The sequence below is a fragment of the Hathewaya histolytica genome, assembly GCF_901482605.1.
Classification (GTDB): Bacteria; Bacillota; Clostridia; order Clostridiales; family Clostridiaceae; genus Hathewaya; species Hathewaya histolytica.
Genome location: NZ_LR590481.1, coordinates 1,154,134 through 1,172,176, shown reverse-complemented (window position 1 = coordinate 1,172,176; position 18,043 = coordinate 1,154,134). Strand labels below are relative to the sequence as shown.

The 18,043-nt window shown below is 29.3% G+C and carries 15 protein-coding genes; 3 read left to right on the top strand and 12 right to left on the bottom strand.

Annotated elements, in window-relative coordinates; translation table 11 throughout:
* Window positions 1–10: 10 nt before the first annotated feature.
* The gene (gene rsmH, locus FGL08_RS05555) at window positions 11–943 is read right to left on the bottom strand and encodes a 16S rRNA (cytosine(1402)-N(4))-methyltransferase RsmH (RefSeq protein WP_138209838.1); all 933 of its coding nucleotides are present in this window, start codon (window positions 941–943) and stop codon (window positions 11–13) included.
* Between the two features lie 13 nt (window positions 944–956).
* Entirely contained in the window at window positions 957–1,388 is a 432-nt protein-coding gene (gene mraZ / locus FGL08_RS05550; RefSeq protein WP_138209837.1) for a division/cell wall cluster transcriptional repressor MraZ, read from the bottom strand.
* A 298-nt stretch (window positions 1,389–1,686) separates the two neighbouring features.
* Here mraZ and ychF point away from each other — a divergent pair, with 298 nt between their 5' ends.
* Window positions 1,687–2,784 carry a redox-regulated ATPase YchF gene (gene ychF, locus FGL08_RS05545; protein WP_138209836.1) on the top strand — a complete coding sequence of 366 codons (1,098 nt, stop codon included), beginning with the start codon at window positions 1,687–1,689 and terminating at the stop codon, window positions 2,782–2,784.
* A gap of 25 nt (window positions 2,785–2,809) precedes the next feature.
* On the opposite strand, the gene FGL08_RS05540 is transcribed toward ychF, so the two are convergent.
* On the bottom strand, window positions 2,810–5,107 hold the full coding sequence (locus tag FGL08_RS05540) for an AAA family ATPase (RefSeq protein ID WP_138209835.1): 2,298 nt from the start codon (window positions 5,105–5,107) through the stop codon (window positions 2,810–2,812).
* Window positions 5,108–5,202: 95 nt separating this feature from the next.
* Entirely contained in the window at window positions 5,203–5,859 is a 657-nt protein-coding gene (deoC, locus tag FGL08_RS05535; RefSeq protein ID WP_138209834.1) for a deoxyribose-phosphate aldolase, read from the bottom strand.
* Window positions 5,860–6,061: 202 nt separating this feature from the next.
* Between deoC and FGL08_RS05530 the strand changes: the two genes are divergently transcribed.
* Entirely contained in the window at window positions 6,062–6,478 is a 417-nt protein-coding gene (locus tag FGL08_RS05530; protein WP_138209833.1) for a hypothetical protein, read from the top strand.
* A gap of 33 nt (window positions 6,479–6,511) precedes the next feature.
* Here the strand turns inward: FGL08_RS05530 and FGL08_RS05525 are convergent, their stop codons facing one another.
* The gene (locus FGL08_RS05525) at window positions 6,512–9,079 is read right to left on the bottom strand and encodes a calcium-translocating P-type ATPase, SERCA-type (protein WP_243117945.1); all 2,568 of its coding nucleotides are present in this window, start codon (window positions 9,077–9,079) and stop codon (window positions 6,512–6,514) included.
* A 211-nt stretch (window positions 9,080–9,290) separates the two neighbouring features.
* On the opposite strand from FGL08_RS05525, the gene FGL08_RS05520 reads away from it, so the two are divergent.
* Entirely contained in the window at window positions 9,291–10,931 is a 1,641-nt protein-coding gene (locus FGL08_RS05520) for a putative manganese-dependent inorganic diphosphatase (protein WP_138209831.1), read from the top strand.
* Between the two features lie 48 nt (window positions 10,932–10,979).
* On the opposite strand, the gene FGL08_RS05515 is transcribed toward FGL08_RS05520, so the two are convergent.
* The 7 genes from FGL08_RS05515 to flhA all read right to left on the bottom strand — a co-directional run bounded on the left by FGL08_RS05515 (window position 10,980) and on the right by flhA (window position 18,041).
* On the bottom strand, window positions 10,980–11,771 hold the full coding sequence (locus tag FGL08_RS05515) for a flagellar hook-basal body complex protein (RefSeq protein WP_138209830.1): 792 nt from the start codon (window positions 11,769–11,771) through the stop codon (window positions 10,980–10,982).
* Window positions 11,772–11,791: 20 nt separating this feature from the next.
* Complete coding sequence (locus FGL08_RS05510) at window positions 11,792–12,562, bottom strand: flagellar hook-basal body complex protein (protein ID WP_138209829.1); 771 nt, start codon at window positions 12,560–12,562, stop codon at window positions 11,792–11,794.
* Window positions 12,563–12,758: 196 nt separating this feature from the next.
* A complete protein-coding gene (locus FGL08_RS05505) occupies window positions 12,759–13,214 on the bottom strand; it encodes a hypothetical protein (protein ID WP_138209828.1) in 456 nt (151 codons plus the stop codon).
* A 9-nt stretch (window positions 13,215–13,223) separates the two neighbouring features.
* Window positions 13,224–13,949, bottom strand: a complete 726-nt coding sequence (locus tag FGL08_RS05500; RefSeq protein WP_138209827.1) for a FliA/WhiG family RNA polymerase sigma factor — start codon at window positions 13,947–13,949, stop codon at window positions 13,224–13,226.
* Between the two features lie 19 nt (window positions 13,950–13,968).
* Window positions 13,969–14,877 carry an AAA family ATPase gene (locus FGL08_RS05495; RefSeq protein ID WP_138209826.1) on the bottom strand — a complete coding sequence of 303 codons (909 nt, stop codon included), beginning with the start codon at window positions 14,875–14,877 and terminating at the stop codon, window positions 13,969–13,971.
* Window positions 14,871–15,977, bottom strand: coding sequence for a flagellar biosynthesis GTPase FlhF (gene flhF / locus FGL08_RS05490; protein ID WP_138209825.1), 1,107 nt, complete (start codon window positions 15,975–15,977; stop codon window positions 14,871–14,873). The genes FGL08_RS05495 and flhF overlap by 7 nt, the downstream gene beginning before the upstream one ends.
* Window positions 15,978–18,041 (bottom strand): flagellar biosynthesis protein FlhA, encoded by a 2,064-nt coding sequence (gene flhA / locus FGL08_RS05485; RefSeq protein ID WP_138209824.1) that lies wholly within the window; start codon window positions 18,039–18,041, stop codon window positions 15,978–15,980.
* Window positions 18,042–18,043: the final 2 nt, after the last annotated feature.

The following is an 18,043-nucleotide window of genomic DNA, read 5'->3' as shown; positions in this document are numbered from 1 at the left end:
TAGAACTATTTTAAACTCTTTCAGCTATCCTAACCTTAGCACTTCTACTTCTTGGATTTTCTAATATTTCCGCATCACTTGGAGCTATAGCTTTCCTAGTAATCACCTTAAGAGTAGGTTTTTTATTACAAACACAAATCGGAAAAGAACTAGGACATGTACAAGGGTTTGCAAGTTCTTTGAATTTTCTTTTCACTATCCTATCTTCCAAAGAGTGGAATGTTATAATTGCTATTCTCCCACCTTTTTTTAGTTTATTTACACTATTCTCTATAGCCTTATTCAATATATCAAGTTCTGAATTAACTTCTATTCTAATTGCCTGAAAAGTTCTTTTAGCAGGATGAGGTCCTTCTCTCCTAAACTTAGCAGGTATAGATTTTTTTATAATATCTACTAATTCGAAAGTTGTTTGTATTTCTTTAATATTTCTTTCCTTTACTATATTAGAAGCTATTCTTTTCGCAAACTTTTCTTCCCCATATTCCTTAATTATTTCATATAATCTTTCCTCTTCATAAGAATTTACAACCTGATATGCAGAAAAATCACTTTCCCTATTCATCCTCATATCTAAAGGGGCATCTTGCATGTAACTAAAACCCCTATCCTTATTATCTAGTTGGTATGAAGAAACTCCCAAATCCATCATTATTCCATCTATTCCATCTATTTCTAATTGCTCTAATATATCTTTTATATTGTGAAAATTATTATGTACATAAGTTACATTATCATAATTTTTAAGTCTCTCTTTTGCAGCTTTAAGCGCATCAGTATCTTGATCTATTCCTATTAGTCTACCATTATTACTAAGTCTTTTTAATATTTCACTTGAATGTCCTGCTCCCCCTAAAGTTCCATCTACATAAATTCCTTCTTCATTGATATTAAGTCCTTCTAAAGTTTCCTCTAATAAAACCGATACATGTTTAAATTCCATTTGCTTTTCTCCTTTATAAAATTCCAAGTTCATTCATTCTATCTGCTATCTCATTAAAATCTATATTTTCATCATTATATTCTTCCCATTTTTCAAAACTCCAAATCTCGATTCTTGATGCAACTCCTATACTTACAATTTCCTTATTAATATGTGCATATTGAATTAAATTTTGAGGGATAAGTACTCTTCCCTGCTTATCCATATCAACCTCATGAGCACCAGAAAAAAAGAATCTTGAAAAAACTCTTGCGTCCTTGTTAGTTAGTGGCAAAGATTTTAACTTTTTTTCAAATTCGCTCCACTCATTCTTAGTGTATACATATAGGCAACCATCTAAACCCTTTGTTATAACAAAAGTGCTTCCTAATTCCTCCCTAAATTTAGAGGGAATTATAATTCTATTCTTACTGTCTAAAGCATGGTTATACTCACCTATAAACATATTTACACCTCTATTTTCTATTTCACACCACAACTAACCACTTTCAACCACATTTATTTAATTCTATATTTATTTATGAATTCCTTCATATAAATAAAGATTTATTAAAAAAAATAAAGATATTTTTCTTTTTTTATACTTTTAAAAGAACAAATTTCGACATTTAATTTTTATTTTTATGTTATTAATTGTTTAAAAACCACTTTATCTATGGTTTTCTTGAAATATTTTACCTTCTAGAGTATAATTTATAAGTATTAATTAAATAAATATAACTAAGAAAGGGTTGTTAATATATATGAAACTTGGAATGGTGGGTTTGCCAAACGTAGGTAAAAGTACTTTGTTTAATGCTATAACAAAGGCTGGTGCTGAATCTGCTAACTATCCTTTTTGTACTATTGATCCAAATGTAGGCGTGGTTAGTGTTCCCGATGAAAGACTAGATATGCTTTATAAAATCTATAACTCTAAGAAGAAAGTACATACAGCTATTGAATTCTATGATATTGCTGGTCTTGTTAAAGGTGCTAGTAAAGGTGAAGGACTAGGAAATAAATTTTTATCTCATATTCGTGAAGTGGAAGCAATTGTACATGTAGTTAGATGTTTTGAAGATGAGAATATAGTTCACGTCGAAGGTTCTGTAAACCCTATTCGTGACATTGAAACTATAAATTTAGAGTTAATTTTATCTGACCTTGAGGTTTTAGAAAGAAGATTAGATAAAACTCAAAAACTTGCTCGTTCTGGAGATAAGTCTGCAAAGGAGCAAGTAGAAATATTAACCACTATAAAGTCTAACCTTGAAAATAATAAGCCTGTAAGAAGTATTGAATTTACTGAAGATGAAATGGAGTTTGTTAGAAGCTTATTCCTTCTAACCTCAAAACCTGTTTTATATGCAACAAACATTTCTGAAGATGACTTAGCTTCTGGTAACCTAGAAAATGACATGGTTAAAGAAGTAAAAAAATATGCTGAAGCTGAAAACTCAGAAGTAATTATAGTTTGTGCAAAATTGGAAGAAGAGCTTTCCACCCTTGATGATGAAGAAAAACTAGAAATGTTAGAAGAATATGGTCTTACTGAATCTGGTTTAGATAAACTAATTAAATCAAGTTACAAACTATTAGGTCTAATGAGCTTTTTGACTGCTGGTGTACAGGAAGTAAGAGCTTGGACTATAAAAATTGGTACAAAAGCTCCGGCCGCTGCTGGTAAAATACATTCTGATATTGAAAGAGGATTTATAAGAGCTGAAATAGTATCTTATGATAAATTAGTAGAATGTGGTTCTGAAGCTGCTGCAAAAGAAAAAGGTCACTACAGACTTGAAGGTAAAGAATATATTATGCAAAATGGCGATGTAGTAAACTTTAGATTTAATGTATAAATAATAAAAAATAGTCCCCATGGGACTATTTTTTATCTCTTTTTCCTGTATACTTCCTAAGTTCTCGTTCCATTTCTTCTATTATATTTATATTTCTGAATTCTTCTTTATGAAACATTATTTCAACAGCATCAAGTAAATTTTCCATAGCATATATATGAAAATTCCCCTTCCTCACTTCTTCTTCTATCTCTTCCTTAAGAACTATATTATTTGTGTTTCTTAAAGGTATTAGAACTCCCTTGTTTTGTATAGTCTCTAAAGACTTACATGTATCAAAAAAACCTTCTATTTTATGATTTATACCACCTACAGGTTGAACATCACCAAATTGATTTATAGATCCTGTAACTGCTATATTTTGTTTTATAGGAATTTTTAAAAATGAGGATATAATAACTAATGCCTCAGCAACAGAGGCACTATCACCTTCTACCATGCCATATATTTGTTCAAAGCTCACATTGAAATCTACAGGTATTTTATTATATCCACCTATTAGATTACTCAAAAGTCCCTTTAATATGCTTACAGATTTATTATGAACCTTTCCACTTAAATCATTTTCTTTTTGTATATCTATAATTTCACCTTTCCCTTTAGAGCATGTACAAGTAATTCTCATGGGCCTTCCAAATTTTAATCCACTTCCTTGTATCACCGAAAGACCATTTGCTTCACCTATGCTATTTCCATTTATTTTTAAGATTATTTTACCATTTTTGTACTGTTCCTTTATCTCCTTTTCGATTAAACTCTCTCTATTGTAAAGATTTATTATATCTTCATATGATACCCCCCTTTTTCCCTCTTCTTTTACGTAGGTAGAACTTAAAATCATTATATCTTTTAATTTTTCATGATTAAAATATAACGTATCTCTCTTCTCTGCTTCCTTGGAAAAAAGTCTAGCCACTTCTTTTATAGCCTTATTAGTTAATGGTTTACATCTATAATCCTTACATATTTGTAGCATGTTTTTAAGCATTGCTTCTTTACAGTAACTATCTATCTTAATTAAAGGATTACTCTCCAGATGAATTTTAAATAACTTTCTAAAGTCTTCATCATAATTATAAAAAAGATTAAAATATTTATATGAACCTACTAAAATTACCTTTATATCCACAGGTATTTCTTCTAGATTGGATTTTTCAGATGAGAATAAGCTAAGTAATCCTTTACTTTCTTCAAATTTAAATTTCTTTCCTTTTAATATTTTTTTTAATTCTAAATAAACACCTTGTTCTTCTAAAATACTCTTAGCATCTAATATTAAATATCCCCCATTAGCTTTTAGGAGAGAACCTACGCTTATGTGATTAACCTCTGACATATACTCATCATTCTTATTTTTATATTGTACATACCCAAATATATTTTTATAATTAGGGAATTTTTCATATATAACAGGAATCGAATTATTATTTTCGGTAATAATTCTCATGTTATATTTACAAATTGTAGATATAAACTTTTCAGCACTATCTGTAAAGTCTTTAGACATATTTTCTATTAATTCACGTTCTATACACCTTGATATTTCTAGCAAAAACTGTATAGCACTATTATCTTTTCTGAATTTTATACCAAACTCTTTTTTTAAACCTTCTGTCTTATTTGTTAAATATTCAGAAAGTAAGTGTTTCATTCCTTCTAAATATCCATCTTCAATATCTTTTAGTTCCTTCATTACTGTTTTAGTATATGTCTTCATCTCTTTTAATGAACTTAAAATCTTGTTCTTTTCATCCATATCTAGGGCATCAAATTCTTCTTCTGTTAAACTTTCCTCACCACCTATAGGTATAAATGAAAATCCTTCTTCATTATGAACAATCTTAAACCCCTTTTCCTCACCTTTTATAGTAAGTAATTTTAAAATTTCATTTCTTTTTTTAAAGCTATTCTCAAGCATAGCATTTTTTTCGTTCATATCAGGGGAATTATAGAATTTAACTATTAATTCACTATAGAACTCTTTTATATATTCTAAGTATTTCTCTACAGTTCTAATATTTCCAGATTTAAAACTTTTTAGCCTAATCTTATCTCCATCTCCATAATTTATATAAGCAAGATCACTAGCCTTTGACTTAGTTGAATTTTTCCTAATAACATCCATTAAATCTTCTATTTTTTCTTCTGAAACCTCATCTACCAAAAATATATTAAAACAAGGTTCGTTTATATTAATAACCTTTTTTAACTTCTCATATATATTTTTATAATCCATAATTTCCTTTGACTCTATATCACTTATTTCTATTCCCTCTATATCAAAATCAAAAAATATATCTTTATAGCTAAGTAACTTTATCATAAAATACCTCCTCCCTTACATAATATATAAATATTCAGGAAACATTTTTTCGCTACATAAAAAAAGAAGGGAACTTCCCTCCTTTAAATTCCCCCTTATATTTCATCTATTATTTTAATTGATGCTGATGCCCCAATTCTACTTGCCCCATTTTGAACCATACTTAAGAGAGTTTTCAAATCCCTTATGCCACCTGAAGCCTTAACTCCCATATTATCTCCCACAGTTTCCCTCATTAGTTTAATATCTTCTTCTGTAGCTCCTCCTTTTGAAAATCCCGTAGAAGTCTTAACAAAATGAGCTCCTGCTTCTTTTGAAAGCTCACAAGCTATAACTTTCTCTTCATTAGATAATAAACAAGTTTCAATTATAACCTTAACAATTGCCTTCCCTTCTACAGCCTCTACTACAGATTTAATTTCTTCTCTAATATAATCATAATCTTTATCTTTTAACTTACCTATATTTATTACCATATCAATTTCTTCTGCTCCATTTAAAACAGCATCTTTTGCTTCAAATACCTTAGTATATGTACTGTTAGAACCTAAAGGAAAACCTATAACAGTGCAAACTTTAACCTCTGTATCTTTAAGTAATTCACTACATAACATAACAAAAGATGGGTTTATACAAACTGATGCAAATTTATACTTTATTGCTTCCATGCAAATATTCTCTACTTCTTCTTTAGTACAATCTCCTTTTAAAAGTGTATGGTCTATCATACTACTTACGCTAGTTTTATCCACTTTATTTCCTCCTATAATAATATTAATATTAGTAATTGGTTATTATAATTAATATTATAACAGAATAAAGATAAATATATTATATATAAACTACTTACAAACCCTTGTTATATAACTTAAGTTAATATATAATAATTTTAGTCCCTTTATTATGAATTTTATGTAAAATAATAAAGAGTATAAAGTAAAGGAGTTTTAATATATGGGATTCAAAGACAGTTTTAGAAAAAAGTCTGCTGAAGTTTTTTTTGAAAAAAATAGTGATAGAATAACTCAGGTTCAAGGAAAGGTCCTATCTATAAAAGTTGAAGAAAAATCTTTTTTATGGATTTTACATAAACTTACAGCTACCCTCTTAATAAAACCTGAAGGAAGTAAAAATATAGTTCATTGTACTTATAAGAAAAAACGTTGGTTTAAAAAAGTTAGTTTTATAAATATTCTTCAAGGACATTCAGTTTTAGTTCAAGGGTTAAAGGGTAAAAAAGGAAAAGAGAATAGAGAAAGCATTGAAGTTCTTAATATAAGAAATAATACTACTAAAAAGTTCTTAATCCCTGTAGAAGGTGCTGAGAATATTAAAGTTCATCGAGTAAATCCAAACAGGAGATTTAAATAAGGCTATATGAGAAAACTCATATAGCCTTATTTATTATTTTTTCATATCTCTTGCATAAAGATATAAGCTATTTATAAGGAAAATTACACCTGAAAAGAAAATTACAATTGCCCATTCCCCTAAATTTAAAGCTACTGTATGGAATATACTTTGAAGGAAAGGAACATATAAAATACTTAAAAGCATTCCTATAGACACTAAAACAGCTCCTACTAAGTATAAATTCGAAAATAAATTTATATGGAATACAGAGTGTCTTTCTGAACGACATTCAAATACATGTAATAATTGTGATAAGATTAAAGTACTTAGAGCCAATGTCCTGCACACTTTAATATCCATATTGTAATAATTTCCTGCCATAAATGCAAGTACAGTACAAATTCCTATTAAAGACCCTCTTATTAATATTTTTTCCCTAAGTCCTCTTGAAAATATACTTTCATTCTTATGTCTTGGTTTATTCATCATAATATCACTATCAGCTGGGTCTACTCCTAACGCTATAGCTGGTAGTCCATCTGTAGCTAAATTTACGAATAAAATTTGTATAGGTAAAAGTGGAGAGGGTAAATATAGTATAGATGCTAAAAACATTGTAAGTACTTCTCCTAAATTACACGATAAGAGATACCTTATAAACTTTCTAATATTGTCATAGATGATTCTTCCTTCTTCCACTGCAGACACTATAGTTGAAAAATTATCATCCAATAAAATCATAGAAGAAGCCTCTTTAGTTACATCTGTTCCTGATATACCCATTGCTACCCCTATATCTGCCTCTTTTACAGCAGGTGCATCATTTACTCCATCTCCTGTCATAGATACAATACAATCCTTCTTCTTAAAAGCTTTAACTATTCTTAATTTGTGTTTAGGACTTACACGAGCAAAGATTCTTAGATTATTTAAAATTTTTCCAAGTTCTTTATCGCTTAACTTGTCTAGTTCTTCACCAGTTATAACTTGTTTTTCTGAATCACAAATATCCAATTCACGGCCAATAGCATAAGCTGTATTTTTATGATCTCCAGTTATCATAACAACTTTTATTCCAGCCATTCTACATTTTAGAACAGCACTTTTTGCTTCCTTCCTTGGGGGATCTATAATTCCCGCAACACCTAAAAACACCATATCTTCTTCCATGGAGCTATTTCTTGTAACTCCAGTATCTTTATAAGCTGCAGCTATACACCTTAGAGCTTTTCTAGACATCTTTTCTATATTATTTAAAACTTCCTCTTTATATTTCCCTTGAAACAATACTTTCTCTCCATTAACCAGAATATATCTACACCTATTGATTATTCTTTCTGGAGCACCTTTTATATAGGCAGTTTCCTTATTTCCTTCTTTAAATACAACAGACATCATTTTTCTTGTAGAATCAAAAGGAATTTCATAAGTTCTAACCCCTCGATCTGCATAATCTTTAATTTCCCTCCCCTCTTTAAAAAAGGCTTTTATTAAAGCTGTTTCTGTAGGATCTCCAAATAGAGATTTTTCTAGGCTTTTCTCTTTAAAATCGTAATTACAATCATTACAATATGTAAAAGCCTTTTTGATTAAGCTTAAAGATGAGTCCTTATGAAAATCTCCAGTAAAAGTTCTATTATTATAATAGATTTCTTTTACAGTCATATTATTTTGAGTTAAAGTCCCCGTTTTATCACTACATATTACATTAGTACATCCTAATGTCTCTACTGCAGGTAGTTTTCTAACTAAAGCATTCCTCTTTAACATTCTGGAAACACCCATGGCAAGAGATATGGTTACTATAGCTGCTAGCCCTTCTGGAATTGCAGCAACAGCAAGACTTACCCCAAGTAAAAACATATCCCCCATATTCTGTCCTCTCATAATTCCAAGGCCAGTTACAACTACACAAATCACACCACACATTATAACTAATATTTTTCCTAGAGAGTCTAATTTCTCTTTAAGAGGAGAACGCTCTGTCTCTATATTATGAAGCATATCTGCAATTTTACCCATTTCTGTATCCATACCAGTTAACATTACCTTAGCTTTAGCATGTCCCCTTAGTATGGTAGTACCCATAAAAATTTCATTATGACTTTTTTTTGAGCTCTTTTCTACCCCCACAGATTCTCCGGTTAAAAGAGATTCATCCACAAGACAATTAGAAGAATTTATTATTATACTATCACCTGGCACCCTATCACCTGCCTCTAAAACCAATAAATCTCCTGGGACAAGGTTCTCAGCATTAATAACCTTAATTTTTCCATCTCTCATTACTTTAGCTGTAGGTGATGCCAATGCCTTTAATGCCTCTAAAGATTTCTCTGTTTTATACTCTTGTATAAAACCTAAAATAGCATTCATAATTACTATAATAATTATAGTAATAGCATCTGCCTTATCTCCCATAACTCCTGAAATAATTGTAGCGAGTATCAATACCCATATTATAAAGTCATTAAATTGAGACAAAAATATTTTTACAGCTGAAACACTTCTCTTATTTTCAATAATATTAAGACCATATTTTTGTAATCTTTTCTTAGCTTCTCCCTCTGTTAATCCTAGCTCTTCCTTTTTATTTTCATATAAACTTTCCTTTAACAAAAAAGTTCCCCCCTTCATTAATTTTTAATTCTATAAATATATATGTAACACATCTTAAGCTTATGAGATAAAATAACTATAAGGGAAATTTTTTTAAAGAAGGCTTTACATAAAGTAATTTAACTATTAAAATATATTTGTTAAATGATAAATATTATTCTAAAAAATTAATGTAAAATAATCAAAGATAAAATATAAAAGGAGTTTTAAAATGAAGGATTTTGTTTATATATCAGGTCATAAAAATCCTGATAGTGATTCTATTTGTGCTGCTATTGGATATGCAGAATTTAAAAATAAAACTGGAGATATTGAGGCAATTCCTGTAAGACTAGGAAATGTAAGTAGAGAGACTCAATTTATATTAGACTATTTTAATGTAGAAAAACCAAAGTTTATAGACACAGTTAAACCTCAAATTTCAGATTTAGATATTGATAAAGTTCCTACTATTTCTTCATATGTTTCTTTAAAAGAAGCATGGGATATTATGCAAAAAGAGGGATCAATGACTCTACCTGTAGTTGATGAAAACTCTAAGTTAATGGGTGTTGTATCTTCTTCTAACTTAGCATCAACTTATATGAAACTTTGGGATAATTCAATACTTGCAAAAAGCAATACTTCTATAGAAAGTATTTTACATACTTTAAATGGCAAAACTCTATATATTAATGAAAATACTTCTATTAAGGGTAAAATTTTAATAGGTGCAATGTCACCAAATAGTATAAAGAACTTTATAGAAGAAGGCGACGTTGTAATTTGTGGTGATAGAGAAGATGCTCAAGAAATAATAGCAATGTCTAAAGCTTCTTTAATGATAGTTACAGGTGAACATAATGTAAGTGATAACATAATTTCAAAATGCAAAGAAAATGGATGTTCTATTATTATGACTCCATATGATTCTTTAACTGCATCTAGAATTATAACTCAAAGTATTCCTGTAGATTATGTTATGGCTAAAGAAAATATCATATCTTTTAATGAAAATGATTTTATAGAAGATGTAAAAAAACAAATGCAAGAAACTAGGTTCAAAAGTTATCCTGTATTAGATGAAGATGGAAAAGTTTTAGGGCTTATCTCAAGATACCATTTACTATCAAAAAATAAGAAAAAAGTTATCTTAGTTGACCATAATGAACTTTCTCAATCTGTAGATGGTCTTGAAGATGCTGAACTTCTAGAGATATTAGATCATCATAGATTAGGTGGTATTCAAACTGGTCTTCCAGTTTATTTTAGAAATGAAATTATAGGAAGTACTTCTTCTATAGTTGCTCTAAGATTCTTTGAGAATGGTATTACTCCTTCTAGAGAAGTAGCTGGACTTTTAAGTGGTGCCCTAATATCTGATACACTACTTCTAAAATCTCCTACAACTACTGAAAGAGATAAGGACATACTAAATAAATTATGTGCTATAGCTGGAATTAAAGCCGAAGATTTTGCAAAAGAAATGTTTAAAGCAGGAACTTCACTAGATGGGAAAACTCCAGAAGAAATCTTCCATCAAGACTTTAAAACATTCTCACTAAACTCTTTCAAAGTTGGTGTTTCCCAAATAACTACTATGGATTTAGATGGATTTAGAGTTAAAAAGGGTGAATTAATCAGCTTAATGGAAGATAAGGCTAAGTCTCAAAGATATGACCTTCTACTTCTTTTAGCTACTGATATACTAGAAGCTAGCTCAGAAGTTGTTCCTGTTGGAAAATATAAAGACTTAGTAGGTACTGCATTCAATGTTAAATTTACAGGTGATTCAGCTTATGTGCCTGGTGTAGTATCAAGAAAGAAACAAGTTATACCACCGCTTACTGAAGTTTTCAATAATTTAAAATAAATAATATAAAAAACCTTGCATTACGCAAGGTTTTTTTATATAGATATATTATCTTCCCCTTAAGTTATTAACCATTCCCCACATTTCATCACTAGTTTTTAAGGCATTAGAACTTAATTGAAATGCTCTTTGCGCTAAAATTAATTCAGTAACCTCGTCTCCTATCTCTACATTAGACTGTTCTAAATATCCTTGGTGTATAGAGAAATTGTCTGCTGCTATCATTGTAGATCCTGTATTTCTTACATATACGTTATTGCCCTTAGATATTAAAGCTTCATCCCCTATAAACTTATTTACTTGCAAATTTCCTATATAGGTAAACTCATCTCCACGTCTTATGTTTACTTCCCCATGTTCTCCCACATATAGATCTTGAGAATTATGATTTAAATTTAAATCACTTAGTCTAACTATTCTACCATTATTCATTATATCTAAATAATTACCGTTTTTATCCACAAGGTCTCCATTCCTATCTATATTTAAAGCGCCATCTCTAGTATATCCCTTACTTCCATCTTTAAGTGTTATTTGAAAATACCCCTCTCCATCGATTGCTAAATCTCCTGATCTCCCTGTTTGAAGAAGAGAACCTTGAGAATTATCTCTAATCCATCTACTAGTCTTTACACCAGTATTATGTTGAAGATTAACATTTTCTCTATCTATTTTAGGGTAACCTCTCCTATCTAAAGACTCACCTAAAAGATCTGAAAAAGAAACATTTACTTTTTTATATCCATTAGTTTCAATATTAGCAAGATTATTAGATATACTATCCAATTTCTCTTGTTGTGCTACCATAGCACCTTTACTCGTCCACATAAGTCTATTCATAAAATTCGCCCCTATCTACTTTATCTTATAGAACCTAATTCATTTACGGCCTTACCCAAAGTCTCATCAAATACTTGTACTAATTTTTGATTACTTTCAAAACTTCTCATATTTTGTAACATTTCAACAGTTTCTGTCATTACATTTACATTAGATTTTTCAATAGCCTTATGTCTTACATTATAGTTTTGTGCGATTTGAGCATTATTTCCTTCATATAGGTTATCTCCTACTTTTTTTAAGGAATTGTAGTTAGGGAAATCAACCACATTTAATTTAAATCTTTCTACTCCATTTACTTGTATATTACCATTAGAATTTGCAGATACTTTTCCATCGCCTATATATATAGGTGAAATATTACCACTATAAAGATCAGTACCTTGAACTAAGTCCCCTGTAGAATTCACCAGATATCCTTCCATATTAATATTAAACTTACCATCCCTAGTATAATACTGCTTTCCGTTCCTAGCCACAGTAAAAAATCCTCTTCCCTCTATAGCAAAGTCTGTTTCCTTATCTGTATTTTGTAAAATTCCTTGTGTAAAATGTGTGTTTACCTCATCAATTGCACTACCTTTACTTAATTCGCCTATATTATTTTTAATATTATTATTTCCTAATCTTTTATCATAATTATAAAGCATAACATCGCCAAAATTTTTAACTGATAAGTTATCATTTTTGAATCCTATGGTATTAGCATTTGCAAGATTGTTAGTAATTATCCCTTGCTTAGCTTCTCCTACAACAAGCCCTGATACTGCAGTATATAGACCTCTTATCATTTTACTTTCACCTCATTTAACTTTATCTTTATATCTTTTTCATATTTCATACCCATATTTAGAGCTCTTTTTTCAACCTCTGAATCACTTATCGAGTAGTTATATGCACTCCTCCACAAAATCAAGGTAGAAATTAAGATTCCAAAACCTAAACCAAGTAAAAATTTTTTATCCTTAACAATATTTAATAGGGGTTTTATTTTGTATATAGATCTCTTATTAATAACACTTCACCCCTTCCCATTTTATATTTATCACAAATGTAGTCTATGGATTCATTATCTTGTAAAAGTTTTTTAATTTCATCCTTTTTATTACTTTCTTTAGAATACATATTAAAATTATTATCGGCCTCTTTTTTATTGCCTTTAATAATATTTTCATCTATATTATGTGTGTGAGGTTTTTCCAAAAATGCTGTAGATTGTTTTAAAATATTTAATTCCTCTTGTAACTTTAATATATCTCTTTGTATTTCTGTAAAAGTCTCCCCAATATCCTTCCTTAATTCCCCTAGCTCCATACCCGAATTACTCATGTTATTTTCCTTATCCTTTAATACTCGTGAAAATTTATCTTCTTCTCTTTTTATACTTAACATACCGTAGATTATTAAAGATATTCCTATTATAAGTAAAAGTAAAAATTTCATATTTTTCACCTAATTATATTTTAGTTTTTTTAATGCTTTTCTTAAGTTTACTATAGCCCTACTATGTAATTGGCATACTCTAGATTCAGATACGGATAAAACTTTCCCTATTTCTTTTAAAGTAAGCCCTTCATAGTAATATAGTGATAATATGGTTTTATCCTTGTCATTAAGTAAATCTATAGCTTTAGATAGAACTTCCATCTGTTCCTTTTCTTCTACAATTTCTTGTGGAGATGGACTTTTTTTATCTTCTATAATCCCAATTAAAGATAACTCATCATCTCCAGCATATATCATATTTTCAAGAGAAGTTACTGAAATATAATTAATATAACTTTCGATTTCTGAAACCCTTTCTCTTGTAAGGCCCATTTCCTTTGCTATTTCATCTGAAGTTGGTTCTTTCAAAAATTTTTTCTGAAGCTTTTCTATAGCATCATTATAACTATTTAATTTATCCATAGCCCCCTTAGATATAGGACTATTTTTTCGTAGTTCATCTATTATAGCACCCTTTATCCTTATAGATGCATAAGTGGAAAACTTCATACCTTTAGTAGAATCATATCTATTTATAGCATCCATAAGACCAATCATTCCATATCCAACTAAATCATCAAAATCCATATATTTATTTTTACCAATTAAAATTCTAGACGCCATATATTTAACCAACGGAATATATTCTTTTACTATTCTTTCCCTATCTTGCATAGCTGCGAATGCATTCATCGCCTTCCCTCCTTATAGTTTAAAAACAGAATAAATTAAAAAATTTATTCAATACCCATCTAATATCATTAACTTCCTTTTCATTTGAATGAGTTTCACAAGAAATTTTTTTACCTATATCGCTCATACACATAGAAAATTTACAGTTAGGGTATTTAACACATACAGGAATCCGCATCTTTATTGATTCTACTAGGTTAGTATCTTCATATAAGTATCCTAAAAGCTCTGTATCCATATCTAAAAACCTTTTGGTAGCATTCCTAAACCTTTCACAAACCATTTCACCGTCTTCTTTATTTTTAATATTATTAACTATTAATTTAATAGAATTTCTCATTTCAAAATGTTTTATAACTTTAACCAAGCTATATGCATCCTTAAGGTTAGTCTGATTTGAATTAGTTAATAAAATAACTTCATCACTACATGCAATAAATTTTAATACATATTTATTAATTCCATACCCAGTAGCAATTAAAATGAAATCATAATTTTTTAGTGAACATACTTTATCTAAAAACAACTTTTTTTCTTTTTCATTAAGAGTATCCATTTTCCCTATGGACTGTCCAATATATATTAAATGTATACCCTCTGGTCCCTCTACTATTATGTCTTTAATATTCATATTTTTATAAATCACATCAAATAGATTAAAATCCGGAAGCTTATCATCTAAAATATAGCCATTATTTTTATTATCCATATTAGTATCAATTATAAGGACCTTATTGCCTAAATAATTAAGTGTAATAGCTAAATTAAGCATGATGTTATGTCTATCTACTCCACATTCTCCTGAAGAAATTGTTACTATCTTTCCTCTAGTTTTATCCTCTTTGTATTCTCTATCTGAATATGAATCCATAACTTCATAATTAGATTGTCTTACCATTTCCCTTAGTTTTTGTGCTTGATCTACCATAAAACTTTTTCTCCTAAAATTATAGATATTAACTCATCCTTATTTAAGATCTTAATATCTTCTGGAACATTTTGTCCTAAAGTCACATAAGATAAAGGTACTTTGCTTTTTATAGCTGTATCTAAAAGAGCACCATAACTAGATGTCTCATCTAACTTTGTAAATATTAAGCTGTTAAATTGTAAGCTACTATAACCTTTTATTATGTCTCCTATATCACTACTTTTAGTAGTAGAACTTAACACTAAATTAATATCTCTAGCTCCAGTCTTCTCTACAAATGCTCTAAGTTCCTGAATCTGCATTAAGTTCTTGCTATTTCTTCCTGTAGTATCTACTAATATTACTTCACAGTCTTTCATGCTTTCCATAGCATCTTCCATATCATTTAGTGTAAAAACAACTTTAAATGGAATGTTCATTATCTCTGCATAAATTTTAAGTTGTTCTACAGCACCTATTCTATAAGTATCGATAGTAATTAACCCTACCTTTTTTTTATGCTGTAGAACATACTTTCCAGCAAGCTTTGCTATAGTAGTTGTTTTTCCGACACCTGTAGGTCCAACAAATACTTTTACACCCTGTTTATTATCTTCTTTCACACTAACTTTATTTTCCAAAATATTTCTTATGATAGACTTATCTATATCACCATTTATTTCATATTTACTAAGTTCTTCTATTATATCTTCTGAAACTTCAGGTGATATATCTAAGGAAGCTATATATTGCATATATAAATCTAAATTTCTATTACTATTATCTTCTCTATTTATATTCTCACATATATCCAAAAGCATATCTTTCATAGATTTAAATTCTTCTTTTAAGGATTTTTCTCCGATACGTTCCTTATAATTAGATTCATTGTCTAAAGCTATTTCCCTGTTTGATTTTGATACTATTTTTTCATTTAAACCTATAGATTTACTCTCCGTAGTTGCTGTAATTTCTATTAACTTAGGTGAAAAAAAACTTAAAACACCTTTTTTATTTACTTTTCTTTGTGAAATTATTATGGCCTCTGCCCCTAATTCCTTTTTTATTTTAGCAATACCCTCATTCATATTTCTTACTAAATATTTTTTAATAAGCATCTATATCTCCACTACCCCCTCAGTTCTTATCTGAATATCATTTGGTATTTCATTTAGGGAAAGTACTATTATATGTGGAAATACCATTTCTATAAGTTTTCTAAATGCAGGTCTTATACCTGGTGATACTAATATTAATGGCTGATTTTCATTAAAATATATATTTTGTACAAGGTTATTTATATTTTCAAATATATTTTTAGTGGTATCAGGGTCCAACGCTGGAAAACTTCCTTGCATAGATTTTTGTATATTATTTTGAATTAAACTTTCTAGCTCTCCACTAAGAGTTATTACTCTTAATGTTCTATCTTCATCTATAAGAGGGTTACAAATACTTCTTCCTAATGCAAACCTAACATATTCTGTTAACAATTCTACATCCTTAGTACTTCTTGAATTATCTGCAAGAGATTCGAAAATTGTAACCGTATCTTTTATTGATACTCTTTCTTTTAAAAGATTTTGAAGAACTTTTTGTATTTCACCTATAGTCATTAAATCTGGTACGAGCTCCTCAACTACAGCACTATATCTTTCTTTTAAGTTATCAATTATCATTTTTGTCTCTTGTCTGCCTAAAAGTTCATAACTATGAGTTTTTATAACCTCAGATAAATGAGTTACTAAAACCGTTGTTGGATCTACTACAGTAAATCCTTTAATTTCAGCCTCTTCCCTATCATTTTTATCTATCCATAAAGCAGGTAATCCAAAAGTTGGTTCTATAGTTTTTATTCCTTGTATAGGTATGTCTTCATTACTAGGATTCATACAAAGAAGCATATTAGGCATTAATTCTCCTCTTATCACCTCTGTAGCTCTTATCTTTATTAGGTATTCATTATTTTTAATTTGCAGATTATCTCTAATCCTTATAGGTTGGACAATAATACCCATTTCTATAGCACATTGTCTTCTAACTGATGCTATTCTTTGTAGTAAATCTCCACCTACTATCTCATCTGCAAGAGGAATTAATCCATATCCTATTTCGATTTCCATTGGTTCTACATTTATTAAATTCATAACATTTTCTGGTTCATTTTTTTCAATTTCCATTATTTCATTTTCTTGAATTTGTATTTCCTCTATTTCTTTTTCCTTCTGATCCTTAAATAAAGAATATGCACTAATAGCTGCTACGATAGAAAGTATAATGAAAATAAAGCTTGGCATACCAGGAATTAAGGCTAAAAGTATTAAAACACCTGACAATATACCTATTACCTTTGGAAATGTTGTTATTTGCTGACCAAGGGTCTTACCGAAATTCTCACTATTACCAGAACGTGTAGTTATAATACCAGATGCTGTAGATATAAGTAATGCTGGTATTTGACTTACAAGTCCATCTCCTATGGTTAGTTTTATATATTTATCTGCTGCTTCACCTATAGCTAAGTTCTTCATTAAAACTCCAATAATTATTCCCCCAAGAACATTTATCAAAGTTACTAAAATACCTACAATGGCGTCTCCTTTTACAAATTTAGAAGCTCCATCCATGGCTCCATAAAAATCTGCTTCTTTTTGTAGGTCTACTCTTCTTTTTTTAGCTTGATCTTCATTAATAAGTCCTGCATTTAAATCAGCATCTATACTCATTTGTTTTCCTGGCATAGCATCTAATGTGAATCTTGCAGCTACTTCAGATACTCTTCCGGCACCGTTAGTTATTACTACAAACTGTATAATTACTATGATTAAAAATATAATTATTCCCACTACAAAATTGCCCTTTACTACAAAAGTTCCAAAGGTTTCAATTATATTTCCTGCAAATCCATCTCCCAAAATTAGCTTAGTTGATGATATATTAAGACCTAATCTAAATAAGGTAGTAATCAAAAGTAGGGAGGGAAATATAGAGAATTGTAGAACACTTGTAGTAAACAATGTCATTAATAATATAGCTACTGAAATAGATATATTAATAGCTAATAAGAAATCTAATAAGCCAGTAGGTACAGGTATTATGATCATTAAAACTATACAAACAACACTAAAGGCAACTAAAATATCCAAATTGTTTTTAATTTTACTTGTTCTATTGTTTTCCATTC